At 64.3% G+C, this 25263-nt stretch carries 19 protein-coding genes and 1 riboswitch; of the genes, 8 read left to right on the top strand and 11 right to left on the bottom strand.

The window, feature by feature from the left end; genetic code table 11:
* Positions 1-34: 34 nt before the first annotated feature.
* From ACLBKS_RS13785 to garD, 7 genes are read left to right on the top strand one after another with little or no spacing between them, the layout of a single operon-like run.
* Positions 35-523 (top strand): TRAP transporter small permease, encoded by a 489-nt coding sequence (locus ACLBKS_RS13785; protein WP_410193572.1) that lies wholly within the window; start codon positions 35-37, stop codon positions 521-523.
* Positions 524-564: 41 nt separating this feature from the next.
* Entirely contained in the window at positions 565-1857 is a 1293-nt protein-coding gene (locus tag ACLBKS_RS13780) for a TRAP transporter large permease (RefSeq protein WP_410193383.1), read from the top strand.
* A gap of 31 nt (positions 1858-1888) precedes the next feature.
* The gene (locus tag ACLBKS_RS13775; RefSeq protein ID WP_410193382.1) at positions 1889-3196 is read left to right on the top strand and encodes a glucarate dehydratase family protein; all 1308 of its coding nucleotides are present in this window, start codon (positions 1889-1891) and stop codon (positions 3194-3196) included.
* A gap of 29 nt (positions 3197-3225) precedes the next feature.
* Positions 3226-4329: an SMP-30/gluconolactonase/LRE family protein gene (locus ACLBKS_RS13770; RefSeq protein ID WP_410193381.1), complete on the top strand. Its 1104-nt coding sequence runs from the start codon at positions 3226-3228 to the stop codon at positions 4327-4329.
* Positions 4330-4370: 41 nt separating this feature from the next.
* On the top strand, positions 4371-5378 hold the full coding sequence (locus ACLBKS_RS13765; RefSeq protein ID WP_410193380.1) for a Bug family tripartite tricarboxylate transporter substrate binding protein: 1008 nt from the start codon (positions 4371-4373) through the stop codon (positions 5376-5378).
* A 38-nt stretch (positions 5379-5416) separates the two neighbouring features.
* Positions 5417-6451 carry a lactonase family protein gene (locus tag ACLBKS_RS13760; RefSeq protein WP_410193379.1) on the top strand — a complete coding sequence of 345 codons (1035 nt, stop codon included), beginning with the start codon at positions 5417-5419 and terminating at the stop codon, positions 6449-6451.
* A gap of 9 nt (positions 6452-6460) precedes the next feature.
* Positions 6461-8029, top strand: coding sequence for a galactarate dehydratase (gene garD, locus ACLBKS_RS13755; protein ID WP_410193378.1), 1569 nt, complete (start codon positions 6461-6463; stop codon positions 8027-8029).
* A gap of 113 nt (positions 8030-8142) precedes the next feature.
* Here the strand turns inward: garD and ACLBKS_RS13750 are convergent, their stop codons facing one another.
* On the bottom strand, positions 8143-8700 hold the full coding sequence (locus tag ACLBKS_RS13750) for a cyclophilin-like fold protein (RefSeq protein WP_410193377.1): 558 nt from the start codon (positions 8698-8700) through the stop codon (positions 8143-8145).
* A gap of 68 nt (positions 8701-8768) precedes the next feature.
* Positions 8769-9875, bottom strand: a complete 1107-nt coding sequence (locus ACLBKS_RS13745) for an alpha/beta hydrolase (protein ID WP_410193376.1) — start codon at positions 9873-9875, stop codon at positions 8769-8771.
* Positions 9876-10065: 190 nt separating this feature from the next.
* Here ACLBKS_RS13745 and ACLBKS_RS13740 point away from each other — a divergent pair, with 190 nt between their 5' ends.
* The gene (locus ACLBKS_RS13740) at positions 10066-11037 is read left to right on the top strand and encodes a LysR family transcriptional regulator (RefSeq protein WP_410193375.1); all 972 of its coding nucleotides are present in this window, start codon (positions 10066-10068) and stop codon (positions 11035-11037) included.
* 45 nt (positions 11038-11082) lie between these two features.
* Here the strand turns inward: ACLBKS_RS13740 and ACLBKS_RS13735 are convergent, their stop codons facing one another.
* From ACLBKS_RS13735 to ACLBKS_RS13695, 9 genes are all read right to left on the bottom strand, one after another.
* Positions 11083-11727, bottom strand: coding sequence for a dihydrofolate reductase family protein (locus ACLBKS_RS13735; RefSeq protein WP_410193374.1), 645 nt, complete (start codon positions 11725-11727; stop codon positions 11083-11085).
* Between the two features lie 126 nt (positions 11728-11853).
* Positions 11854-15507: an urea carboxylase gene (gene uca / locus ACLBKS_RS13730; protein WP_410193373.1), complete on the bottom strand. Its 3654-nt coding sequence runs from the start codon at positions 15505-15507 to the stop codon at positions 11854-11856.
* Between the two features lie 112 nt (positions 15508-15619).
* Positions 15620-16255, bottom strand: coding sequence for an urea amidolyase associated protein UAAP2 (locus ACLBKS_RS13725; protein ID WP_410193372.1), 636 nt, complete (start codon positions 16253-16255; stop codon positions 15620-15622).
* A 10-nt stretch (positions 16256-16265) separates the two neighbouring features.
* Positions 16266-17015, bottom strand: a complete 750-nt coding sequence (locus tag ACLBKS_RS13720) for an urea amidolyase associated protein UAAP1 (RefSeq protein ID WP_410193371.1) — start codon at positions 17013-17015, stop codon at positions 16266-16268.
* Positions 17012-17809, bottom strand: a complete 798-nt coding sequence (locus ACLBKS_RS13715) for an ABC transporter ATP-binding protein (RefSeq protein ID WP_410193370.1) — start codon at positions 17807-17809, stop codon at positions 17012-17014. The genes ACLBKS_RS13720 and ACLBKS_RS13715 overlap by 4 nt, the downstream gene beginning before the upstream one ends.
* Complete coding sequence (locus tag ACLBKS_RS13710) at positions 17806-18621, bottom strand: ABC transporter permease (protein ID WP_410193369.1); 816 nt, start codon at positions 18619-18621, stop codon at positions 17806-17808. Before ACLBKS_RS13710 ends, ACLBKS_RS13715 begins: the two co-directional genes overlap by 4 nt.
* Before the next feature lie 92 nt (positions 18622-18713).
* Positions 18714-19775: a putative urea ABC transporter substrate-binding protein gene (locus ACLBKS_RS13705; RefSeq protein WP_410193571.1), complete on the bottom strand. Its 1062-nt coding sequence runs from the start codon at positions 19773-19775 to the stop codon at positions 18714-18716.
* 76 nt (positions 19776-19851) lie between these two features.
* Positions 19852-19959, bottom strand: a riboswitch (guanidine-I (ykkC/yxkD leader).
* A gap of 145 nt (positions 19960-20104) precedes the next feature.
* Positions 20105-21115: an HD domain-containing phosphohydrolase gene (locus ACLBKS_RS13700; RefSeq protein WP_410193368.1), complete on the bottom strand. Its 1011-nt coding sequence runs from the start codon at positions 21113-21115 to the stop codon at positions 20105-20107.
* Positions 21112-25176 (bottom strand): response regulator, encoded by a 4065-nt coding sequence (locus ACLBKS_RS13695; RefSeq protein WP_410193367.1) that lies wholly within the window; start codon positions 25174-25176, stop codon positions 21112-21114. The genes ACLBKS_RS13700 and ACLBKS_RS13695 overlap by 4 nt, the downstream gene beginning before the upstream one ends.
* Positions 25177-25263: the final 87 nt, after the last annotated feature.

The raw sequence follows: 25263 nt of genomic DNA, 5'->3' as shown, positions 1-25263 counted from the left end.
CACGCTTGACGCCTCGCATCCCCCTGCCACCCATATCTACACGCGGTTTTGCGCGGTTCTCAGCAGGATCAGCCTGTTCCTGGCCATCCTGGGACTGATCGCCCTGATCGTGTCGGTGCAGACCCAGGTGGTCGGCCGCTATGTCTTCAACGACACGCCGACCTGGACCGAGGCTTTGGCGCTCCAGTTGGTTCTCTACATCACAGCCTTGGCCGTGGCCGTGGGCGTGCGCGACGCGGGCCACATCGGCCTGGAGTCGATGGTGAGCTTGTTGCCTGTATGGATGCGCCTCAAGGTCGAGGTTTTGATCCATGCGCTGGTGGCACTGTTTGGCGCGATCATGGCCTGGAGCGGTTGGATCTGGACGCGTCTGAAATGGGACGAACTGGACCCCATGCTCGGCATTCCTGCTGGCTTGGACTACCTGGCGCTGGTGATCGCCGGCGTGCTCATCTTGCTTTTCTCGCTCGAGCACATCATCGCGCTGCTGCGCGGTGAAGAAGTCGTTCCGGCCTGGCACTGACCCCTTTCCCAAGAATACACAGCGACAAGGCACCGACCATCATGGAACTGGCCGTACTCTCGATCACCTTCATCATTCTCCTGATCATCGGCGTGCCGGTGGCTTTCTCCATCGGCCTGGCCTCCGTGGCCACCGTGCTCTACGCCGGTGTTCCGGTACCCATCGTGTTCCAGAAGATGGTTGGCGGCATGCAGGTTTTCTCCTTCATGGCGATCCCCTTCTTCGTGTTCGCTGGTGAACTCATGCTCTATGGCGGCATCGCCGAACGCATCGTGCGTTTCGCCAACAGCCTGGTGGGCCACGTACGCGGCGGCCTGGGCATGAGCAACGTCGTTGGCTGCACTCTGTTCGGCGGCGTGGCAGGTTCGGCGCTGGCCGACGTGTCCGCCATGGGCTCGGTGATGATCCCGCTGATGAAGAAAGAAGGCTACGACGCTGACTACGCCGTCAACGTCACCACCCACGCCGCGTTGGTCGGCGTGTTGATGCCCACCTCACACAACCTCATCATCTTCACGTTGGCCACCACGGGCATTGCCTCGGTCAGCGTGCTCAGCCTGATCCTGGCCGGCATCATCCCCGCGCTGCTGCTCACGCTGTGCAATCTGGCGGCGGCTTACTACGTGGCCGTCAAGCGGGGCTACCCCACGCGCGGCAGCTTCCCGGGCTGGCGCGAAGTGGCCGTGGCCTTGGTTGCAGCGATGCCCGGCTTGCTGATCGTGCTGATCATCCTCGGTGGCATCCTGTCGGGCATCTTCACCGCTGCAGAGTCTGCCGCGACGGCCGTGCTGTGGGCGTTGCTGGTGACGGCACTGGTCTACCGCACGCTGTCCTGGGGCAATTTCGTCAAGGCTTGCGCCAAGGCCGCCAAGACCACGGGCATCGTGCTGCTGTTGATCGGCATTTCCTCGGCCTTCGGTTACTTCATGGCCCTGTACGAAGTGCCGCAGAGGACCGGCGAGCTGATGCAAAGCATCACCAGCGAACCCTGGATCATCTTCCTGATGATCAACGTCTTGCTGTTCCTGCTCGGCACCTTCCTCGACATGGCCGCCACCATCCTGGTGTGCACGCCCATCCTGCTGCCCATCGCCATGCAGTACGGGATGGACCCCGTGCAGTTCGGCATCGTCATGCTGATCAACTGTGCGCTGGGTTTGAACACCCCTCCGGTGGGAGTGACCCAGTTCGTCGGCTGCGCGATCGGAGGCATATCGGTGGGGCAGGTCATGCGATCCATCTTGCCTTTCTACGGCGCGCTCACCTTCTGCTTGCTGCTTGTGACTTACGTGCCCGCTTTCTCGCTCTGGCTTCCCAGCCTGATGGGGCGCTGATCAAGACCGCCTTGCCGTGACTGCTACGCCCATGACTTCACCGCTCGACACGCGGCACGCCATCCGGCATGTCCGCATCACACCCATCGCGTTCCGCGATCCGCCGCTGCTCAACGCCGCGGGCATCCACGAACCCTGGGCCCTGCGCTCCATCATCGAAATCGAGACAGCATCGGGGCTTCTCGGCATCAACGAAAGCTACGGCGACCTGCCCATGCTGGAGGCCTTGGCCAAGGCCGCGCCTGCTCTGCAAGGGCTGTCGCCCTGGTCGCTGAACGAGATGGAAGCGCGCGTGCGCGCACTGGTCACGCCGCCGAAGCAAACCACCTCGGAGTTCCTGACGCAGCAGGTCTCGCTGGCGCCCGGCACGCATGTGTCCAAGACCGTGGCCAAGGTGATCAGCGCCTTCGAAGTGGCGATGATGGACCTGCAGGGCCAGCTCGCCAACGCTCCCGTGGTGGATTTGCTGGGCGGCGCGGCGCGTGACCGCGTGCCCTACTCGGCCTACCTGTTTTACAAGTACGCCGAGCACATCGAAAAGCCCTACGCGCCGGACGTCTGGGGTGAGGCGTTGACGCCCGAGCAGCTCGTCGCGCAAGCACGGCGCATGATCGACCAATACGGATTCCAGAGCATCAAGCTCAAGGCGGGTGCGCTGCCGCCCGAGCAGGAGGCCGCTGGCATCCTCGCGCTGGCCAAGGCCTTTCCCGGCACGCCGTTGCGCATCGATCCCAACGGCAATTGGACGGTCGAAACCAGCCTGAAGATCGTGCAACAGCTGCGCGGCGTGCTGGAGTACTACGAAGACCCGGCCCCTCGCCTCGACGGCATGGCCGCAGTGGCGCGCGAATGTGACGTGCCCCTCGCCACCAACATGGTCGTGACGGACTTCGCCGAGTTCCGCCGCAACGCCGACATGGGCTGCCCCGTCAAGATCGTGTTGAGCGACCACCACTACTGGGGCGGCCTGCGTGCCACGCAGCAGTTGTCGATGCTCTGCCGCACGTTCGACCTCGGCTTGTCCATGCACAGCAATTCGCACCTGGGCATCAGCCTGGTGGCCATGACGCACCTGTGCGCCAGCGTGCCGCTGCTCACCTACGCCTGCGACACCCACTACCCCTGGCAAGACGAGGAAATCGTCACGGGCGGCCGCCTGAAGTTCGAAAACGGCAGCCTGCGCGTGCCCACTGGCCCGGGCTTGGGCGTGACGCTTGACCGCGAAGCCTTGGCTCGCCTGCACGACAACTACCTGCGCTGCGGCATCCGCAACCGGGACGACCTCGGGCAGATGAAGAAGTACGACCCGTCCTTCACGGGAGTCCAACCCCGTTTCTAAGTTATCTATACAACAAGCAGGAGACCGACATGAACTCACCTCAGCATTCAGATCGCCGCCGGTTCATGAAAACCGCCGCCGGCGCAAGCTTGGCCTTGACGAGCGGATGGGCGGGTGCCCAGTCGTTCGCGTTCCAACCGAACCAGCGCTACCCTGATCCTGCGGTGCAGATTCTCGATCCCAGCTTTGCCAAGTACCGCATCTACAGCAGCACCGTGGAACAGGTTGCCACCGGGATGCGCTGGTGCGAGGGACCGGCGTACTTTCCCGAAGGAGGGTATCTGCTGTTCAGCGACATCCCCAACAACCGGATCATGAAGTACAGCGAAAAAGACGGGAAGCTCAGCGTCTTTCGCAGTTCGGCCAACTTCGCCAACGGCAACACCCGAGACCGCCAGGGCCGCCTGGTCACCTGCGAGCATTCGGTGACTCGCCGGGTCACGCGCACGGAAAAGGACGGCACGATCAAGGTGCTCGCCGACAGTTTCGAGGGCAAGAAACTGAACGCTCCCAACGATGTCGTCGTCAAGTCCGACGACAGCATCTGGTTCACTGACCCTCTCTTCGGCATCAATGGTGAGTGGGAAGGCTATCGCGCCAAATCGGAACAGGCCAACACCAACGTCTTTCGCATCGCCCCGAATGGCCGCGTCACTGCCGTCATCACCGATTTGGTCAATCCCAATGGTCTGGCGTTTTCTCCCGACGAGAAGAAGCTGTATGTCGTTGAATGGAAAGGCACGCCCAACCGCAGTATCTGGAGTTACGACGTGGATGCCGATGGGCAGACGCTGTCCAACAAGACCAAGCTGATCGACGCCGCAGACCAGGGCTCGCTGGACGGCTTTCGCGTCGATCGCGATGGGAACCTTTGGTGCGGATGGGGCAGCAATGGGGCACTGCAGTCCGAACCCACGGAAGTCGCGGGGCGCAAGGTGTTTCAACTCAAAGGCAAGCCCGAAGAACTCGACGGAGTCCGCGTATTCAGTCCCAACGGAAAACCGCTGGCGCACATCAGTTTGCCCGAGCGTTGCGCCAATCTTTGCTTCGGCGGCCCCAAGAACAACCGCCTCTACATGGCCAGCAGCCATTCAATCTACGCCTTGTACGTGGAAGCACACGGAGCGACCTAATTTTTGCCAGCCCTTCATAACAGAAACTTAAGGAGATGAATATGAAGCGTAATACACAGTTTCGGCGTGCTCTCGCCGCCTGCGCATGGCTGCTCGGCAGCGCATGTGCTGTCTTGGTCGCCAGCACGCCTGCCGCCGCGCAAGGTAGCTGGCCCAAGGGCAAGGCCATCACCTACGTCGTGCCTTTCGCGCCTGGTGGCAACACGGACACGCTGGCACGTCTGATTGCGCCCGCCTTGAGCACGGCCTTGGGCACCCCGGTGGTCATCGACAACAAGGGCGGCGCGGGCGGCAGCGTGGGTTCCGCGATCGCGGCCCGCGCGCCTGCCGACGGCTACACCATCCTGGGTGGCACCATCAGCTCCCACTCCATCAACGTGAGCCTGTACGCGAAGATCGACTACGACCCGATCAAGTCCTTCACGCCGGTGGCCATGCTGGGCTCCGGGCCGTTGGTGCTGGTAGTGCCCGCCTCTAGTCCCTACAAGACACTGAACGATGTGCTGGCCGCGAGCAAAGCCCGAGACGGCGGACTGTCCTCGGCATCGCCGGGCACCGGCACCTCGCCGCACATGGCGCTGGAGTTGCTGTCCTACCAGACTGGCGTGAAGTTCACGCACGTGCCCTACAAAGGCAGCGGCCCGGCCGTGCAGGACGTGATCGGTGGACAGGTGGACATGATGTTCGACACCACGCTGATCGTGGGACCGCACATCGAGTCCGGCAAGCTGCGCCCCATCGCGGTCACCAGCTCCAAGCGCCTTGAATCGCTGCCCAATGTGCCGACCATCGCCGAAGCGGGTCAGAAGGGTTTCGACATGGGGTCCTGGCAAGCCGTGTTCGCGCCCGCTGGCACGCCCAAGCCCATCGTGGATCGCTTGCACGCGGAAATCATGAAGATCGTCACCACGCCGGACATCCAGGCACGACTGAAGAGTTTTGGCATGGTGCCTTCGACCATGACACCTGCTCAACTGGGCGACTACCAAAAGGCCGAAGTCGCCAAATGGGCGCAGGTGATCAAGGCCGCCGGCATCAAGGCCGACTGATCCCCTCCGACTGAACCCAGCGTCAATCACCCATCACCATGACCGTTTCTCTCTCTGCTTCCTCCTCGGCCTCGGTTTATGTCTCCAACGCCGACAGCCAGGACATCAGCGTGCTGCGCCTGGACCGTGAGCGTGGCAGCTTGAGCCTGGTGCAGACCCTGCCGGTGGGCGGCATGGTGATGCCCTTGGCCCTGAACCCCCAGAGAAACGTGCTGTACGCGGCGCTGCGTTCGGAACCTTACACGGTGCTGGCGTGCACGATCAACCCGACCACGGGCCAGCTCAGCGAGTTGGCCCGTGCCGCGCTGCCGGACAGCATGGCCTACATCTCCACCGATGCCTCCGGACGATGGCTCTTCGCTGCGTCCTATGGTGGCCATCGCGCCAGCGTCTCGCCCATCGATGCCGACGGCAAACCCGCCGCCTCGGTACAAATCGTGCCCAATGGCAAGAACGCGCACGCCGCGATTCCCGATGCGGCCAACCGCCACGTTTACATCACCAGCCTGGGCACTGACCAGGCGCTGCAGTGGCGCTTTGACGCCGCCACCGGCCAGCTGACGCCGAACGACCCGCCGGCCATGGCCGCGCGCCCTGGCAGCGGCCCCCGCCACTTGGTGTTTCATCCGAATGGTCGACACGCCTATCTGCTGGGCGAATTGGACGCCAGCGTGGAGCTGCTCGACGTTGATGCCGCCAAAGGCCAATTGAGCCGCAAGCAGCATTGGTCGACCCTCCCGGCGGGCTTCACGGGCAAGCCGTGGGCGGCGGATTTGCATCTGACCCCCGACGGTCGCTTTCTTTACACCAGCGAGCGCACTTCCAGCACCCTGGCGATTTGGCGCGTCGACGCAAGCAGCGGCGCTCTGACCCTGGTCGGACATCAAGCCACGGAGCAGCAACCGCGCGGCTTCCAAATCGACAGCTCCGGCCAGTGGCTCATCGCAGCAGGTCAACTCTCGCATTCCGTGACGCTGTACCGCATCGACCCAGACAGTGGCCGCTTGAGCCAGGCCCAACGCGTTCCCGTGGGCAAGGGACCGAACTGGATCGAGATCGTTGATCGCCCCTGACCCTTCAGCATGAGCACCCAAGCCATCATCATCCGCATGCAGGCCACGGACAACGTGGCCATCGTCGCCAACGAAGGAGGCCTGCCTGCGGGCACGGCGCTAGGGGCCCAGTACCCAGGCCTCACGCTGCGTGAGAAAGTGCCGCAAGCGCACAAGGTCGCGCTGGTCGACATTCCCCAAGGCGCGGCCGTGCTGCGCTACGGCGTGCCCATCGGCTACGCCAAGGCGGACATCCTCGCGGGCAGCTGGGTGCATGAGCGCCTGTTGGACATGCCAGCCGCGCGCGAGCTGCACGGCCTGCCCATGGCCACCGTCAAGCGACCGGCGGCGGAACCCTTGACGGGCTATACCTTCGAGGGCTACCGCAACCCGGACGGTTCGGTTGGCACGCGCAACTTGCTGGCGATCACGACCACGGTGCAGTGCGTGGCCGGTGTGGTGGACGTGGCGGTGGAGCGCATCCGCAAGGAACTGCTGCCGAAGTACCCGAATGTCGATGGCGTGGTCGGTCTGGAACACACCTACGGCTGCGGCGTGGCGATTGACGCGCCCGAAGCGCCCATCCCGATTCGCACGCTGCGCAACATCAGCCTCAATCCCAATTTCGGCGGCGAGGTCATGGTGGTCAGCCTGGGCTGCGAGAAGCTGCAGCCCGATCGCTTGCTGCCCGCGGGCAGCATCCCGATTCGCGAAGCAGGCGCGACGGAAGAAAAACTGGACGTGGTCTGCCTGCAAGACAGCGCGCACATCGGCTTCATGAGCATGATCGACGACATCATGGTCACGGCCCAAAGGCATCTGGAGCGCCTCAACGCGCGGCGGCGTGAAACCGTGCCGGCCAGCGAGTTGGTGGTGGGTGTGCAGTGCGGGGGCAGCGACGCCTTCTCTGGCGTGACCGCCAACCCGGCCGTGGGTTACATGGCCGACTTGCTGGTGCGCGCGGGCGCCACCATCATGTTCAGCGAGAACACCGAGGTGCGCGACGCGGTGGAACAGCTCACCAGCCGCGCCGCAACGCCCGCCGTGGCCGAGGAGATCGTGCGCGAACTCGGCTGGTACGATCAGTACCTGGAACGCGGCCGCGTGGACCGCGCGGCCAACACCACCCCCGGCAACAAGGCCGGTGGTCTCTCGAACATCGTCGAGAAGGCCATGGGCTCCATCATCAAGAGCGGCACGGCACCCATCGCGCACGTGCTCTCGCCGGGCAACAAGCTGAGCCGCGAACAGCGCGGCCTGGTCTACGCGGCCACGCCCGCCTCCGACTTCATCTGCGGCACGCTGCAGCTCGCCGCAGGCATGAACCTGCACGTCTTCACCACGGGCCGCGGGACGCCCTACGGCCTGGCCGAATGCCCGGTGGTCAAGGTCGCCACGCGCACCGAACTGGCCAAGCGCTGGCACGACCTGATGGACGTCAACGCTGGCCGCGTGGCCGACGGTGAACTCACGATCGAGGAAGCGGGTTGGGAACTCTTCCGCCTGTTGCTCGATGTCGCCAGCGGCAAGAAGACCTGGGCCGAACAGTGGAAGTTGCACAACTCCCTGGTGCTGTTCAACCCGGCGCCGATCACCTGACCTGAGCAGAGCCCTCCCCAAAGAGCGCTCCCGCGACCGCTCCCTGTCGGTGCATCCAAGCTGCGCCTCGCGGCATGTGATCGGTTTCAGGAGAGCATGGTGAAACCAGCGCGCTAGTTCCTGGAGAATTTCACTCGGACGTCGCCTCGGCCCAGCGTTTGAGGCAGATTCGCCGGGTTGTCGATCCGGCCAATGCGGGTGTAGGCGTAGGGCGAATCGAAGGTCAGGTAGAACAAGACCACGGTCCGCGATCCCCACAACATCAAGTCGCCATTGCGGATCGTCCCAGGCTTGCTCGCATCTGTCGGCAGAGGTGCCGCTAGCTCCTTCTTTTTCTCGTTCCCGTTGAGTTCCTCCATGTCCAAGGTCAGCGGCAGCCGTGCCGCGAACGCGCGCGCGGCATCGGTGTCGGCGAGCGTGATGGAGTAGCGGTGATGGTCTCCCACGGTGATCCACATGCGTTTTTCCTCCGTGTATGCCTGAACGGGCTGCTGGGCGATCACGGGGTCAGCAGGGCCTGCTGCCTGGGCGCCGAAGCCTCCACTCAGTAGCGCGATCAGCAGCGTCCATCCTCGCCAGTGCAGAGACCGTCGTGAGAAGACGCGGCTACCTGCGATTCCCAGCCGCTCGCAAGGTTGCGCAGCACCGGCATCCTGGATGGGATTGAACATCGGCTTCCTTTCAACGTCCATGAGAAAAGCTCCCACGGCTACGCCACGGGACCTTGGGTCCATCCTGACTATGCCAGGTGCTGCTTGAAGAAGGAGGTCAGTTTTTCGAACGGGATCACATCGACACGATCGTAGAGATCAACGTGGCTGGCGCCAGGGATGATCATGAGCTCCTTGGGTTGTGCTGCAGCGGCATAAGCTGTTTCACTGAAGTAGCGCGAGTGAGCCTTTTCGCCATGGATGAAGAGGACGGGCCGCGGAGAGATTTCCTTGATGTAGCTCAGTATGGGCATGTTCATGAACGACAAGGGCGTCGTCTGCGTCCATGAATTGAGGGAATTGACCGCGCGCGGATGGTAGCCGCGCGGTGTGGCGTAGTAGTCGTGGTAGTCCACCAGGAATCGTGCTTCGCCACCTTGCAGCTTGTTGTAGGGCGGTTGATAGGCAGGACTTCCCTTTTCCGCATCCTTCCAGCGCTGCCGGCTCAACTGCTCCAACACTTGGCTGCGCTGCTCCGGGGTCACGCTGTCGTTGTAGCCCTTGGACATCACGCGTGCCATGTCGTACATGGTGCTGGCCACGACCGCCTTGACGCGCTTGTCTACGGCGACTGCATTCAAGGCCATGCCTCCCCAGCCGCAAATGCCAATGATGCCAATGCGCTCGCGATCAACGTTGGGCAACAACCCGAGAAAGTCGACGGCGGCGCTGAAATCCTCGGTGTTGATGTCCGGTGACGCGACGTTGCGCGGCTCGCCACCACTTTCTCCGGTGTAAGACGGATCGAAGGCCAGCGCGATGAATCCACGCTCGGCCATCGTTTGCGCATAGAGCCCGGACGATTGCTCTTTCACCGCGCCAAACGGACCGCCAACCGCGATCGCCGCCAGTTTGCCGCGGATGTTTTGGGGTTGGTACAGATCGGCCGCCAAGGTGATGCCATAGCGGTTCTTGAACGTGACCTTTTTGTGATCGACCTTGGGGCTCTTGGGGAACGTCTTGTCCCATGGGTCGCCGAGTTGCATCTTGGACTGCGCGTGGGCTTGCCCCATTGCGGCCGCTCCTACGCTCAAGGCGGCAATACCGCTTCCGGTCATTTTCAGCCAGTCTCGGCGCGCTGAGTCGGGCGCGTCCTGCTGGGCGATTGCGGTATCCGTTTCACGGTGCTTGTTCATGGCGATTTCTCCGAATAGGCCGTGCTCAGACGGCGAGGGTCACTTGGTCAGCTGCGTGGCAGCCTTGCTCGAAAGATCCCAAAAGTTCCAATGAGCGCTCTGTTTGAGCTCCAACTTTAGGGATTTGAATCGCAATCAACTAGTGGCTTTCGACTTGCTTCAGTAGAAAGAAAAATTTGATAATCCATCCATGCCAATCAATGAATTCAAGGCCATCGCGACGTTCGCCAAGGCGGTCGAGCTGGGCAGCATCCGTCGAGCGGCGCTGGCGCATGGCGTGACTCCGCAGGCGGCCAGCCAAGCCATCGCTCAACTGGAGCAGCATCTGGGGGTGCGCCTCTTGCACCGCACCACGCGCAGCCTCGCCCTGACGGAAGAGGGGCGACATTTTCTGGAGAACACCCAGCCCGCGCTGTCCGCCTTGGACCGGGCGCTGGCCGTGACTCGCGACGCCAAGGACGAGATCGCGGGGCCGTTGCGCATCGTCGGCCCCAAGTCATCGTTCGCATCCCTGCTGATGCCACTTCTGGACGAGTTCTGCCGTCTCTACCCTGGCATCCAGCCCGATGTTCAGTTGGACGACGGCATCGGAAACTGGGTCAAAAGTCGCGTGGACGTGGGGTTTCGCGTTGGCGCGTCGGCGGAGGAAGGCGTCATCAGTCGCCAGCTGTTTCCCATGCAACTGATCGTCTGCGCCGCTCCCTCCTACTTGTCCGACCATGGCGCTCCGGTCAGCCTGGACGATCTGGCTGCGCATCGCTGCAGCGTCTATCGGCTCCCAGCCACGGGCAAGGTCTTTCCGTGGTACCTCACTGTCAACGGCGAGATCGAACACCGGCACCTGTCACCGGCTTTTTCGACCAATGACGCAGAGCTGGAACTGGAGGCCGTGCTCGCTGGCCAAGTCATCGGTCAACTGGCCAATTTTCTGGTCGCGGCCCACATTCGCTCGGGGCGGCTGGTGCCCTTGCTGCTGCCTCACATCAGCCATCACATGGGGCTGCACATTTACTACGGCAGTCGCGCAGCGCAACCCAAACGCGTGCGAGCTTTTCTCGATCTGGCGATCACCCGCTTGTTGGACAGCCCGGACTACGTGTTGTCTAACAAGGAACTGCTCGCGGCCTCGCAACAGTGGAACCGCACGCGACGGCGACGCTGAGCCCGCCCCTCAAGGTTCGGGCTGAACAGGGCAGGCCGCGTGGCCTCAGTCTTTCGCGAGCACGACGTGCAGGGCCTGCGATGTGCCCACCTGCTCGACACAACGGAAACCCTGAGTCGCCAGGTCGATCCCGGCGAGCAAGGACTCCCCACGGCCCAACAGCGTCGGCGTGATCGCCAGGTGCATCTCGTCGATCAGCCTCGCCTCGAGGTACTGGCGCACCGTCGCCACGCCTCCCCCCACGCGCACATCGCGCGGACCGGCCGCCTCGCGGGCACGGGCCAGCGCTTCGTGAATGCCTCCCGTGACGAAATGGAACACCGTGCCACCTTCCATCTCCAGCGGTGGCCGCGCGTGGTGCGTCAGCACGAAGACCGCCACGTGGTACGGCGGGTTGTCACCCCACCAGCCCCGCCACGCATCGTCCGGCCAAGGGCCACGCACCGGCCCGAACATATTGCGCCCGAGTATCCACGCGCCCACGTTCTCGAAGCTGCGCTTGGCGTAACCATCGTCGACGTTGGCCTCGCCGCCTCCCGCACCGGTCATCGCCTGGAAGGTGGTCGTGCCGAAAAACCAGTCGTGCAAGCGAATGCCGCCGACGCCGAGCGGGTTGTCCAGACTCTGGTCGACACCGGCTCCATAGCCATCGAGCGAGACCGAGAAAGCGGCCACCCGGAGTTTGGACATGGGGTTCTCCTGCGTGTGCATGGAAGGTGCGCGAACAAGCAAAACCGAGCGCGCGCCTGGGACTATAGGCGACATGCCCTCCCCCTCCCCCGCTCAGCCCCCGGCCGCGCCGATGCCCGACGGGCCTCAGACTTCTTCCAGCACCACCACGTACTGCCCCGCGCGCACGGGCGCGCCGGGCTGCACCCGCAGCTCCCGCACCACGCCTTTGCACGGCGCGTGCAGGGCGATTTCCATCTTCATGGACTCCAGCACCGCCAGCACCTGACCCGCTTGCACGGCCTGGCCCAGGCTGACTTGCAACTGCCAGAGGTTGCCTGCGATGAAGCTTTCCACGCCGACCTGGCCTGATGCCAGCGGCGCCTCGTCCGCAGTCTCGACGACCGCCTCCTGGCTCTCGAAATGAGCCTGGCCGGTCGCGATCCAGCGCTCGCGCTCTGCGTTGAACGCAGCCTGCTGGTGCGCGCGGAACGCGGCGATGCCCTCGGCTTCGCGCGCGAGCATGGCCTGGTAATCGGCCAGGGCCAGCTCGGTCTGCTCAATGCGCAGCGGGTAACGCCCCAGCGGAAAGTCGCGTCGAATGCGCAACAGCTCCTCGGCGCTGACCGGCTCGAAGCGGATCTGATCGAAGAAGCGCAGAAGCCAGGGCTGGCCACCAAAGGCGGCCATGTCCTCGTGCATGTAGCGGTAGCGGTTCCACATCTGCAGGGTGCGTCCCACGAACTGGTAGCCGCCCGGTCCTTCCATGCCGTAGACACAAAGGTAGGCGCCGCCGATGCCCACCGAGTTTTCCGCCGTCCAGGTGCGCGCCGGGTTGTACTTGGTGGTCACCAGGCGATGGCGCGGGTCCAGCGGCGTGGCCACCGGCGCGCCCAGGTAAACGTCGCCCAGGCCCAGCACCAGGTAGCTGGCCTCGAAGACGATGCGCCGCACCTCGTCGATGCCACCCAGGTCGTTGATGCGCCGGATGAACTCCAGATTGCTGGGACACCAGGGCGCGTCCTTGCGCACCGTGGTCATGTATTTCTCGATGGCGAGCTGGCAGGCTGGGTCGTCCCAGGACAGCGGCAGGTGCACGACACGTGAGGGCACTTTCAGATCCCTCGCCGCGCAAACGCCGTCCCATAGCGCGGCGAGGTCTTGCAGCAGCTGCGCCAAGGGCAGTTGATCGGGGTTGTAGTGAACCTGCAAGGAACGGATGCCGGGCGTGAGGTCGATCACGCCCGGCAGCGTGCCCTCGGCACGACGCGTCTCCAGCGTCTGCATCAGCGCGTGGACGCGGAAACGCAGCACCAGGTCCAGCTCGGGCGGGCCGACTTCGAGCAGCAAGTGGGTGTCGCCCGACAAACGTGCCACGAGTCGCTGCTCCCCCTGCCCGAGGTCAAGCACGATGGGCGAAGACCGTTGCACGTCAACCGGCGTGGGCGACCACTCCAAGGCCGAGGGCTGCAGTGAATCCACCTCTTCGCGCCTCGCCTTGGCCAACGCGCGCGCGGTGGACAGATCCACCGGCACGAAGCGCAGCTTGTCACCCGCCTTCAACTGACCGAGTTGCCAGAGATCGGCTTCGATCACCGTGACCGGGCAGACAAAACCGCCCAGGCTCGGCCCGTCAGGACCGAGGATCACCGGCATGTCACCCGTGAAATCCACCGCGCCGACCGCGTAGGGGTTGTCGTGGATGTTGGACGGGTGCAGGCCCGCCTCGCCACCGCTGTCGCGCGCCCACTCGGGCTTGGGGCCGATCAAGCGCACGCCGGTACGGCTGGAGTTGAAGTGCACCTCCCACTCGGTGGCGAAGAAGGTGTCGATGTAGGCGGGCTGAAAATACTCGGGCGCGCCATGCGGCCCATACATCACGCGCAGTGTGCGCACGCTGGGCAGCGCGGTCCGCAGCGCGGGCGGCAGCGCGGCGCCCACGCTGACTTCGCGCAAGGGCTGCACATGCAGCACATCCCCGGCGCGCAAGGCCCGGCCCACATGTCCGCCGAACTGGCCCAAGGTGAAAGTGCTCTGGCTGCCCAGGTAGTCGGGCACATCCATGCCGCCTCGCAAGCAGAGGTAGGCACGCGCGCCCAAGCCCACCAGCGCGCCCAGGCGCAGCGTGGCCCCGGCGGGGACATGGAACACCGTGTCCATAGCCCGCGCTTCGCCGTCCAGCGTGATGCTCAACGCCGCGCCCGTGACTGCCACCACGGCCGCCGCATGGAAGCGCAGCGTCGGCCCGTTCATGGTGATTTCGAGCGCAGCGGCCGTTTCGGCATTGCCCAGCAAGCGGTTGCCCAGACGCAACGCGCGGTCGTCCATGGGCCCTGACGGTGGCACACCGACCGCCCAGTAACCCACACGGCCTGGCCAGTCCTGCACCGTGGTCTGCGTGCCGCCTGCGATCACTTCGACCGTGTCGGCGCGGTAAACCAGTTGCTCCAGGCAGCGCGTCCAAGGTGTGCCCTGGGCAAAGGGAGCATCGGCGAGGATTTGGCGCAGGTAACCACGGTTGGTCTCCACGCCGTAGAGCTGCGTGCGCGCCAAAGCGTCGTCGAGGGCGCGCAGCGCCTGCTCACGGGCGTCAATCACATCCGTCCCTTGCGCCCAGGTGATCAGTTTCGCCACCATCGGGTCGAAGAAGGGTGGAATCTCGCAACCCGCCTCGACCCAGGTGTCGATGCGCAGGGCGCGGCCATCGGCCTCGGGAAATTCAACCTGGGTCAGCAGGCCCGGTGAAGGCTGGAAGTTGCGCCCCGGGTCTTCGGCGTACAACCGCGCCTGGATGGCATGGCCACGCGGCCGCAGCGCGCTCGCCAGTTGCTGCAAAGGCGGCAGATCCCCGGCAGCGAGTTCGATCATCCACCGCACCAGGTCCACGCCCCAGACTTGCTCGGTCACGCCGTGCTCGACCTGCAGGCGCGTGTTGACCTCCAGGAAGTAAAAGCGCCGCGCCTGGTCGTCGTAAACGAATTCCACCGTGCCCGCGCTGCGGTAGTTTACGGCCTTGCCGAGCCGAATGGCGGCGGCGCAAAGTTCCTCGGCCATGCCTGCGGGCAGATGGGGTGCGGGTGTTTCCTCCAGCACCTTCTGGTTGCGCCGCTGCACCGAGCAATCGCGCACGCCCAATGCGATCACCTCGCCCCGGCCGTCGCCGAAGATCTGCACCTCCAGGTGGCGCGCGCGCTCGATGTACTTTTCGATGAAGACACCCGAGTCACTGAAGTTGTTCTGGCCCAGACGGCGCACGGCCTCGTAGGCTTCGCGCAGTTCGGAGGCGGAATGGCAGACACGCATGCCGATGCCACCCCCACCCGCCGTGCTCTTGAGCATGATGGGGTAGCCCACCTTGCGGCTGGCAGACAGCGCAGCATCCAGGGAGTCCAGCAAGTCCGTGCCCTCCAGCAGGGGCAAGCCTTGCTGCCGGGCGATGGCACGCGCGGTGTGTTTGAGTCCGAAGACCCGCAGTTGCTCCGGCGTGGGGCCGACGAACGCGATGCCCGCCTGCTCGCAAGCTTCGGCGAAGGCCGCGTTCTCGGAGAGGAACCCGTAACCCGGGTGGATGGCTTGCGCGCCGCTGGCGCGGGCCGCGGCCAGGATCTTGTCGACGACCAGGTAGGTCTGCGCCGCGGGGCCCTCGCCCAGGCTGACCGCATGGTCGGCCTGACGCAGGTGCAGGCTGGCCGCGTCGGCCTCGGAATACACCGCCACGCCCCGCACGTGCAAGGCGCGCAGCGTGCGCAGGATGCGGCAGGCGATGGCGCCGCGGTTGGCGATGAGCAGGGAATCGAACATGCGAGGGGTCCTCGATCGTTCGCGGGCCGTCCCGCGTCAGTGACACCGCGCCATGGCCGTCCATGGCGGGAGCGGCTTGGGCCGCCACTTCATGCAGGCGCTCGCGCCTGCCTCAGTTCCAGACCAGCACCTCGGCCGGTGTCGGGTTCCAGCCGTTGCAGGGGTTGTTGAGCTGGGGGCAGTTGGAGATCAGCGTGATCACGTCCATCTCGGCGCGCAGTTCCACGTACTTGCCGGGCGCGGAGATGCCGTCCTCGAAGGTCAGGCCGCCCTCGGGCGTGACCGGCACGTTCATGAAGAAGTTGATGTTCGCGCCAATGTCGCGCTTGCCCAGGCGCCCGTCATGCAGGCAGGCGCAGAGGAAGTTGTCGCGACAGCTGTGCATGTAGCGCTTGCCCAGGGCGTAGCGCACGCTGTTGCTCTCTTGCGCGCAGGCCCCGCCCAGGGTGTCGTGGCGACCGCAGGTGTCGGCTACGATGGTCAGCAGCGGATTGCCCCGGTTCGAATACAGCACCGTGCCCGTGCTCAGGTACACGCGGTTTTGCCGGCGCAAGGTGCGTTGCGCGTCGTAGCGCTCGCGCGGGTTGCTCGCGCTGTAGAACAAGGTGTCCACGGCCTGATTGCCTTCGAGGTCGAGGATGCGCAGGGTCTGCCCCTTCTTGACTTCGAACAGATAGGGTTCGCCCGCAGGGATGACATGGCGAAAGATGGCTTGGTCGGGCTGCTTGTGGCTGGTGGTGAGTGTCATGCGGGGCTCCTCACAGATAAAGCCGTTCGGTGTTGTGGAAGGCACGCGCGTTCTCGGGCCGCGAGGCGCGGCATGCGGCAGCCGGATCACCGCTCTTGTCGGTGCGCCAGTTCAGCCGCACGGGCCGTGGTGCGTACTCCGGGTTCGGGTCCATCGGGTGCTGCAAGGCGGTGAGCACGACCAGCGTGTCCATGGGCGCGTACAACTCGATGTAATCGCCGGGCTTGGAATGGTCGGGCACGAAATGGAACGTGCCTTGCGCGTCGACCGTGACCTTGCTGAACAGGTTGAGCACCATCAGCAGGTCGGGCAGATCGAGGTTCCACTTGCCCATCTCGACCAGCAGGTTGTCCACGCCGTTGCGGAAGAAGCCATTGCGCAGTTCCTGGTAGCGGCCGCTGCCGTACTTCTCGCGCACCTCGGCCGCGTCCAGCACGCCGCCCAGGCTGTCGTGCCAGCCGCAGGTGTCGGCGGTGATCGCGGCCAACACGCGACCCATGTCCGAGTACAGGCAATGACCTGCAGTCAGCTTGGCGGTGTGCTGCCCCTTGAGCGTGTCCGGCAGGTTCAGGCGCTCACTGTGCTCGCGCGCGTTGAGCAACAACAGGCTGACGTTGGCGCCGCCGGTCAGGTCGGTCACGCGCAGCGTTTGGCCGCGCTGGAGCACGAAAGACAGGTGGCCGCCGCCGGGCACCGTCTCTTCGTAAAGTTCGGCGCGCAAGGCCAGGCCTTCGTCGCGCGATTCAGGGTTGGGGTTCATTCAGCCTCCTGGCGATGTTCGTTCAGCAGATGCGGCGGCAAGGCGGCGATCGCCTCGCGGGCCAACTTGCGATCGGCATTGAGCCGGATGTCGTAGGTGATGCGCGCGCCGTAAGCCTGCGGCGCATGGGGGTCATGACGGACCTTGTCGAAGACCAGCAGGCGCGTGCCGAGATGAAAGCCCTCGCTCAGATCGTGAGTGACCATGAAGACCGTCAAGCCCGTCTCGCGCCACAGATCCAGCAGCAGCACGTGCATGTCCTTGCGGATGCCGGGGTCGAGGGCGCCAAAGGGCTCGTCCAGCAGCAAGAGGCGCGGTCGCGCGATCAAGGCCTGCGCGATGGCCAGGCGCTGCTGCATGCCACCCGAGAGCTGGCTGGGGTACTGGCGCAACGCGTGCCCCAGGCCCACCCGCTCCAGCATCTGCGCCGCTTGCGCACGTGCCTCTTTCTTGGCCGCGCCCCACAAACGCCCGCTCAGCGGCGAGCGCGGCAACTCCAGCCCCAGGGCCACGTTGTCCAGCACGGTCAGGTGCGGGAACACCGAGTAGCGCTGGAACACCACACCCCGGTCGGCATCGGGTTCATCGCACAGAGGCCGCTCCTGCAGCAGCAACTGGCCCTTGCTCGGACGCTCCTGCCCGAGCAGCAAGCGCAGAAACGTGGACTTGCCGCAGCCCGAGGCCCCCACCAGGGTGCAGAACTCGCCTTCGTCGACGGTGAGATTCAAGCCTTCGAGCACCACGTGCTCGCCGTAGCGCTGCCAGACGTTGCGGATGTCCAGGTAGGCGCTCATGTCCGTGCTCCTTCCGACCAAGGGAAGAGCCAGCGATTGAGCCCACGCAGGCCCCAGTCCATCAACCAGGCCAGCAAGGTGATCCAGACCACGTAGGGCAGGATCACGTCCATGGCCAGGTAACGACGCACCAGGAAGATGCGGTAGCCCAGTCCGGCCGTCGCCGAAATCGCCTCGGCCGAGATCAGGAACAGCCAGGCCGAGCCCAGCATCAGCCGCAGCGACACCAGCAGGCGTGACAGCAATTGCGGCAGCACCGCGCGCAGGACCAGCGTCCAGCTGTTCGCGCCCAGGGTCTGGGCTTTCACGAACAGCTCTTGTGGAATCTCGCGCGCGCGCTGTTCCAGATCACGCGCCAGGATGGGCGCGACGCCGATCACGATCAGCATGACCTTGGACAGCTCGTCCAGCCCGAAGACGATGAACAGGATGGGCAGCACGGCCAGCGGCGGCACCATGGAGATCACCGTCATCATCGGCGAGAGCGGCGCGCGCAGCAGGGGGAACACGCCCGCCGCCACGCCGAACACCAGGCCGGTCAGGGCCGCGATGCCCAAGCCCAGGCCCAGACGCACCAGGCTGGCCGCCGTGTCGCTCCACAACAGGTAGTCGCCACTGCGCTTGTCGGCTTCGAAGGCCATGCGCGCCATGGCATCCACCATCTGCGTCAGGCCGGGCAACAGCTTGTCGTCCGGGTTGTCGGCCAGGCGCGCCGACGACGCAATGCCGTAGACCAGCGCGAGCAGGATCAGCGGCAGCAGCGCAAGCAGCCAGCGACCGCCTCGGCTGGGTTGGCGGTTGATGAATCGCATGGTGACCTTCCGTCAGGCGTGTGCGGGGAGTCGCCGGATGCGCGTCCGGCGGCGACATCGGGCCGCGGTCGGCGGCCCGGCGAGTCGCTGGCTCAGAGCTTGCCCTCGGCGGCCAGTTGCATGTAGCTCGCGTCGAAGCGCAGCTTGACGTTCTTGGCGTTACCGTTGGTCTTGCCACCCGGGAAGGCCACGCCGATCGCATCCGCGCTCTTGGCACCGTCGCCCAGCAGGCCCTTCTCAAAGGAGAACTGCGAGACCCGCTTCATGATGGCGGGCAGATCAGCGCTGGTGGTGAACTTCGTCGCGTCGGCAGCCGTGTAGTACATGGCCGTGGTCTTGAGCTGCGCCTCATAGCCCGGCAGGTCCGTGCCCGAGGCCTTGGCCATGTGCGTGAGCGCGGCCGCGTTCTTGGCCTTCATCAGCGCCATCACCTCGTACCAGGCGCCGGTCAGGGCCTTGCCCAGGGCGGGGTTGTCTTTGAGGGTGGCCGTGTTGACGACCATCAGGTCCAGGATTTCACCGGGGATTTTGCTGGAGTCGAACACCAGGGTCGAACCCGGCGCGGCCTTGATTTCGGAAAGCTGCGGGTTCCAGGCCACGGCGGCCTTGACCTTCGGGGTGGCAAACGCGGCCACGATGTCGGCGTCCGAGGTGTTGACCACCTTCACGTCCTTCTCGGACAGGCCAGCGCTTTGCAGCGCCCGGGCCAGCAGGTAGTGCGAGACGGACAGCTCGACCAGGTTCACATCCAGGCCCTTGAGGTCCTTGACCGTCTTGCCCGCGCCCTTGAGCACGATGCCGTCATTGCCGCTGGAGTAGTCGCCCACGATCAGGGCCGTGCTGTCCACGCCGCCCGCGGCGGGAATGGTCAGCGCGTCCATGTTGGTCATGGTGCAGCCGTCGAACTTGCCCGCGGTGTACTGGTTGATGGACTCCACGTAGTCATTGAGCTGGGTGACCTTGATCTCGATGCCATATTTTTTGGCCCACTTGCTCACGATGCCCGAAGTCTGGGCGTAGTCCCAGGGCATCCAGCCCGCGTAGATGGTCCAGCAAACATCGAAGGTTTTCTTGGGCGCGGCGTGGGCCGACAGGCCCAGCAAGGCGGCGAAACCGAGCACGGAAACACCGAGAAGGCGACGCAGATTCATGATGGCACTCCGGTAAGAGGTGGCGTTGAATGGACAAAAGAGCACGGCGCGGGAGCAGCACGGCACTGTGGCCTTGCTTCTCTCCCGGGCTTTTGTCCCGCCGTGTAACCCCGAACCGAGGTCGCCAGCTCTCGGACCAGACATCCGCATGCGAGGCATGCGAACCGGAACCCTAGCCAACCATTGAGGTGATGCAGCGCTGAGGCTGCTCCCGTGCAACCCTGCATGCAAGTGGCATGCCAGGAATATGATGCGTCTGCGCGGTCAGAACGCACTGACGCGGTGCAAGGCGCGGTGCACGGCGCGGTGACGCAGCGTCCAAGAAACGGGCTTCAGCCCGGCTCGGTCGCACCATGGGTGACTTCAAACACATCCCAGTTTTCCTTCATGTTCATGATTTTGGGAAGGATCGCGAGGAAGTTGTCGATCAGACGGGGGTCGAAATGCGTTCCCGACTCTTCTCGCATGAACGCCACCACCCTTTCGATGGGCCAGGGTTCTTTGTAGGGCCGTCGCACCATCAACGCATCGAACACGTCGGCGATCGCGACGATGCGGGCCGACTCCGGGATGCCCTCGCCTGACAAGCCATCGGGATACCCGCTGCCATCCCACTTCTCGTGATGCCGCAGGGCGACCTCCGCCGCCGTCTCGAAAACGGGTGAGTGGCTCATGCGCAAGATGTCGTAACCAATGCGCGTGTGGGTCTTCATGATTTCCCATTCTTCCGGGTTCAGTTTGCCGGGCTTGCGCAAAATCTCACCGGGGATGCCGATTTTTCCGGTGTCGTGCATGGGGGCGGCCAGTTCCAGATTGCGGCAGGCTTCCGTGCTCCAGCCGATGGCGAAGGCCAGCTCACGGGCGTAGGACGCCATGCGCCAAATATGGACCCCGGTGTCGTTGTCGTTGTAGTGCCCTGCCTTGCCAAGCATGGAGATCGCGTCGTGGTAGCTCTGCTCCAGCTGACTCGCATGGACCAGCGAGAGATGGGTCTTGACTCGGGCACGGGTCGTCGCGGGCGTGATGGGCTTGACGATGTAGTCCACCGCGCCGCACTCGAACCCCTTGGCTTCATCCCAAACATCGGCCATGCTGGTGACGAAGATCACGGGAATGTGGGCGGTCGCCGGGTTGCGCTTCAGGGCCAGACAGGTGCTGTAACCGTCCATGTCGGGCATCTGAATGTCCAGCAAGATCAAGGAAGGATGATGCGCCAAGGCCGCGGCCAAGGCTTCCTGGCCGTTGCGGGCATACACCAGCCGGTGGTCACGGCTGAGCACCTGGCGCAATGCATCCAGGTTCAAAGGTTCATCATCGACGGCGAGAATGGGACCGACACTCATGGCTCGATTTCCTTTTCAGTGTTCAAACCCAAGGCCAGCTCGCGGACCAGGCCCTCGGCACCGCGAAAGTCGTAGGCCGCGAGCGCTGCTCTCAGCGCTTCAAGGTGGGCCGTGGGAATGTGCGATGACAGAGCTTCCAGCACGGGCTCAACCTGCTCGGGATCGTCGGAGCGCAGGGCCTCACTGAGTTGCTCCAGCCCCAAAGCCCATGTCCCCCGGCTCCCCCAAGCGTCAGAAGGCGGCGTTTCCATGGCGCTGGCTGGGACCGCCACCGGCAGCGTGTCGGCACTGTAAGCCGCAATCGCCTGAAATGCTGCCTCCATCGCCGTTTGCAACGCCATCAGAACGTCCCGCGCGTCCTGACCATCGCGCAGCACGTGCTCCAGACGTCCCGCCAGCTCGGCGACTTGCTCCAAGCCCAGCTGCGCCGCCGCTCCCTTGACCTGATGGGCCAGGGCGGCCGCAGGCTCCGGCGTCAACTCCGCCAGACGGGCAGCCGTCATGTGATGGCTGGCGGCAAACTTGCGCAGGTAAGTGATCAAGTTGGCCGGTTCCCCCCACACCCGCAGCGCACGTTCAGCGTTCAGAACCACGGGTTCCACGGCTTTCTGAACCAGCGGAGTCACGCGTGGTTCCGTCGCAGGCTTGCTGGGCTCCCGCACCTGCGGCGCGTGGTTGGAGCGGTGAACCAGATCCAATATGGCCTGAACGAGTTGGTCGACCTCGAAGGGCTTGGCGACAAAGTCGTCGACACCCGCCTCCAGCGCCAGGGCCCGCTGGGTCGAGAATGCACCCGCAGTCAAAGCGATGACCGGCAACCTCGCCAAGGCGTCGATGCTTCGGATCAGCCGTGTCGTGACATACCCGTCCATCACCGGCATTTGCATGTCCATCAGCACGACGTCGAACGCGTAGGGCTGCTCCCGCAGCATGGTCAAGGCGGTTTGGCCATCCTCGGCCGTCGCCACCAACGCACCTTCTCCCGCCAGGATGTTGAGAGCGACGTCACGGTTGATCTCGCTGTCGTCCACCACCAACACGCGCATCTCCTGCAAGCGTTTGGACGCGCCCACGCGCACAGTCTCCGAATGCAATTCACCGCGGTGCCGCCGGGCTTCCAGCACCGCGTTGTACAAGCCGGAACTGGTGATGGGCTTGCAAATGATGGCATCCGTGGCTCGCGCGCCCTCTTGTCGCGCCAGGCGCTCGCGCTCGTAAGCGGTGACCATGACGATGATGGGGACCGTCTCACGTTGACTCAGCTCGCGGATCTGCACGGCGGCGACAAGTCCATCCATGCCCGGCATGTGCCAATCCAGCAGCAACAGGTCATACGGGTCCCCCGAGGACTGGGTGGCCCGCGCGACGGCTTCCTCGCCGGTTTCAACGGCGTCGGCGTGCCATCCGAGGCTGTGCGCGATATCGACCAGCACCTTGCGGGTCGCGTCATGGTCATCGGCCACCAACACGCGCAGATGCGCCATGTCCGGCAAGGCGCTGTCCACGGGATTGCTCAGTTCAAACGGCAACTCAAAATGGAAGTTACTGCCGTGCCCTGGTGCGCTGTGCACCTGCAAGCGGCCGCCCATGAGCGACACCAGATGCCTGCTGATGGCCAGCCCCAGGCCCGTGCCGCCAAAGCTGCGCGTGGTGGATGTGTCGGCCTGACTGAAAGCGTGGAAGATCATTTCCTGCTTGTCGGGTGCGATGCCGATGCCAGTGTCTCGCACGCTGAAGCGCAGCATGACACGGCCGTTGCCTGTGTCCTGCAGACGGTCCACGCGCACCTCGACCTCGCCCTGCCCCGTGAACTTGATCGCGTTGCTGGCGAGGTTGACCAAGACCTGCCCCAGGCGCAACCGATCACCGATCAAAAAATTCGCGCCATCGGGGGGTGGCCCCACGACCAGCTCCAGCGGTTTGCTCCCGAGAGACGCGGACATGATGCTGGCCAAGTTGTCCAAGACGTCCGAGAGCCGGAACGGCACCTGCTCAATCACCATGTGCTGCGCCTCGATCTTGGAGAAGTCCAGCACATCGTTGATGATGGTCAGCAAGGTCTTGCCCGCCGCATGGATCTTCTGAACCATTTCGCGGGACGTCGGCGACAGCGGGTGTTGTTCGAGCAGATAACACAGACCCAGGATCGCGTTCATCGGCGTGCGGATTTCGTGACTCATGTTGGCCAGGAAATCACTCTTGGCCTGCGTGGCATCTTCGGCCTTCTGCTTGGCCTTGACCAGCGCCTCTTCCGCCTGCTTGAGCACGGTCACGTCGGTCGAGACCACGATGTAACCGCACACCACGCCCTCCTCGAAAACAGGAAGGAAGTTCGCCAGGGTGTGGATGGTCTTGCCATCGGGCAAGGTCACGGCGCGCTCCATGACCTGCGGCTCGCCCCGTAGGGCGCCTTGGATGTAGGGTTCGTTCAAACGGAACAATTCCTCACCCATCAGTTCCTGGCGTGAGATGCCATTCATTTCTTCCGGGGAGCGGCCGAACCATGTTTGATAGGTTCGATTGGAGTATCGGCACCGCATGTCGGTGTCCCAGTAAGAGACCAGGCCCGGCAAGGCATCGATCAGAGAGTGCAAAAACCGCTCACTGGCGGCGAGCCGGGCGGTTCGCTCCCTGACCTGCTCTTCAAGAGAGGCATTGAGTTCGAGCATGCTCTTGCGAGCGATCAACTCGTCGGTCATGTCATGGAGGGTGGACGCGGCTCCCACCACCTGCCCATCGGCATCGCGCACCGGCGAAGCGGTGACCATCACGTCGATCAAGGTTCCGTTGCGCCGCAGGCGCTGGGTCGCCAAAGGCGACACGGTTTCTCCGCGCCCAATGCGCGCGAGGATGGACAGCTCCTCGGCCTGCCTGTCCGCGGGAACGATGAGCTCCGCCAATGTCTTGCCCACCGCTTCCCACGAGGCATAGCCAAAAATCTCGGCTGCGGCGCGGTTCCAGCTCGTCACGCGCCCATGCAAATCCTTGCCGATGATGGCGTCGCTCGTGCCATCCAGGATGGCGGCCAGCCTCGCGTCCTCGATCAGGGCGCGTCGCCGCCGCTGGGCGCTCACGAGCGAAACGTACAGGAGCGAGGCGACCAGCGCCGACGCGCCGACCATGAGTCCCAAGACGTAACGTGGCGAGTTGAGTTGCATCGCCTGGATGAACACCGGCGTTGCCTTGACCTCAAGCAGCCACCGGCGGCCATACAACTCCACGGGGAGGGTTCGGGTCAAGCCCTCGGCCGCTGGCGCATCGAGGGCGGAGGACGAGAAAAAGCGCCGCGGCCCACCCTGTTCCTCCGCGTCATAGAGATTCACGGCCACCTGTGGCCAGGGCAAGTCCATTTGAAAAACCACCTCGCTGATGACCAAGGGGGTGTAAGCCAGCCCAATGGCCGATCGCAGGCGATCTTGCGGTGCCTTCGCACGCACGTCCTCGGAATACACCGGCAGGAAGAACAGGAAACCCTGATCCTGCTTGCCCGCCGCCTGCACCAGCGTCAGCGGCTGAGACAGGGTCGCGCGGTTCTCTCGCATGGCTTCGACGGCCGCAAGGCGGCGACGGCTTTCCGACCCGATGTCCAGCCCCAACGCGGCACGGTTCTGCGCCAAGGGTTCGATGTACTGGATGACCAAACGGTCATCCGAGTGCGCCGCCAACTCCTTGATCTGAAAATCCAGGCCATGTTCGCTGCGCGCCAGGCGCAGGAACGCCGCTTCATTCGCGCGCGGCACCCGGCGTATGAAGCCGAATCCGTGGGAGCCCGGAAACTCCAGGGCGATGTCGCGTGACTGGCTGTAACGGACAAATGCCCCGCGAGAGATCTCGTTCACTCCCGCTGATATCACCGCGCCTCGCGTCCCTCGGAGACCATACTGATAGAGCGTCATCCGCTGCTTCAACTGATCCACCACCGTTCGCGTCAAGGCGTCGAAACGAGATGCGGTTTCGGCTTCCTGCGCAGCGGTCAAGATGAACCAAGTCAAAGTCGCGGCGAAGCATCCCGTCGCGAAAACGGTCAAGGACCAGGTCAAAGGCCCCGATTTCTTGTGCATGTCACCCCCTTACACCTCGCCCGCAGTTCAAGGTCAACCAACGGGAGGCCATCAAATGCCTCACTAGGGTTGCCCTTGACCAGGAAA

It is taken from the genome of Hylemonella sp. W303a (assembly GCF_046452315.1).
GTDB lineage: Bacteria > Pseudomonadota > Gammaproteobacteria > Burkholderiales > Burkholderiaceae_C > Hylemonella.
The sequence above is the reverse complement of the archived record's forward strand: the minus strand, read 5'-3'. Positions and strand labels throughout refer to the sequence as shown.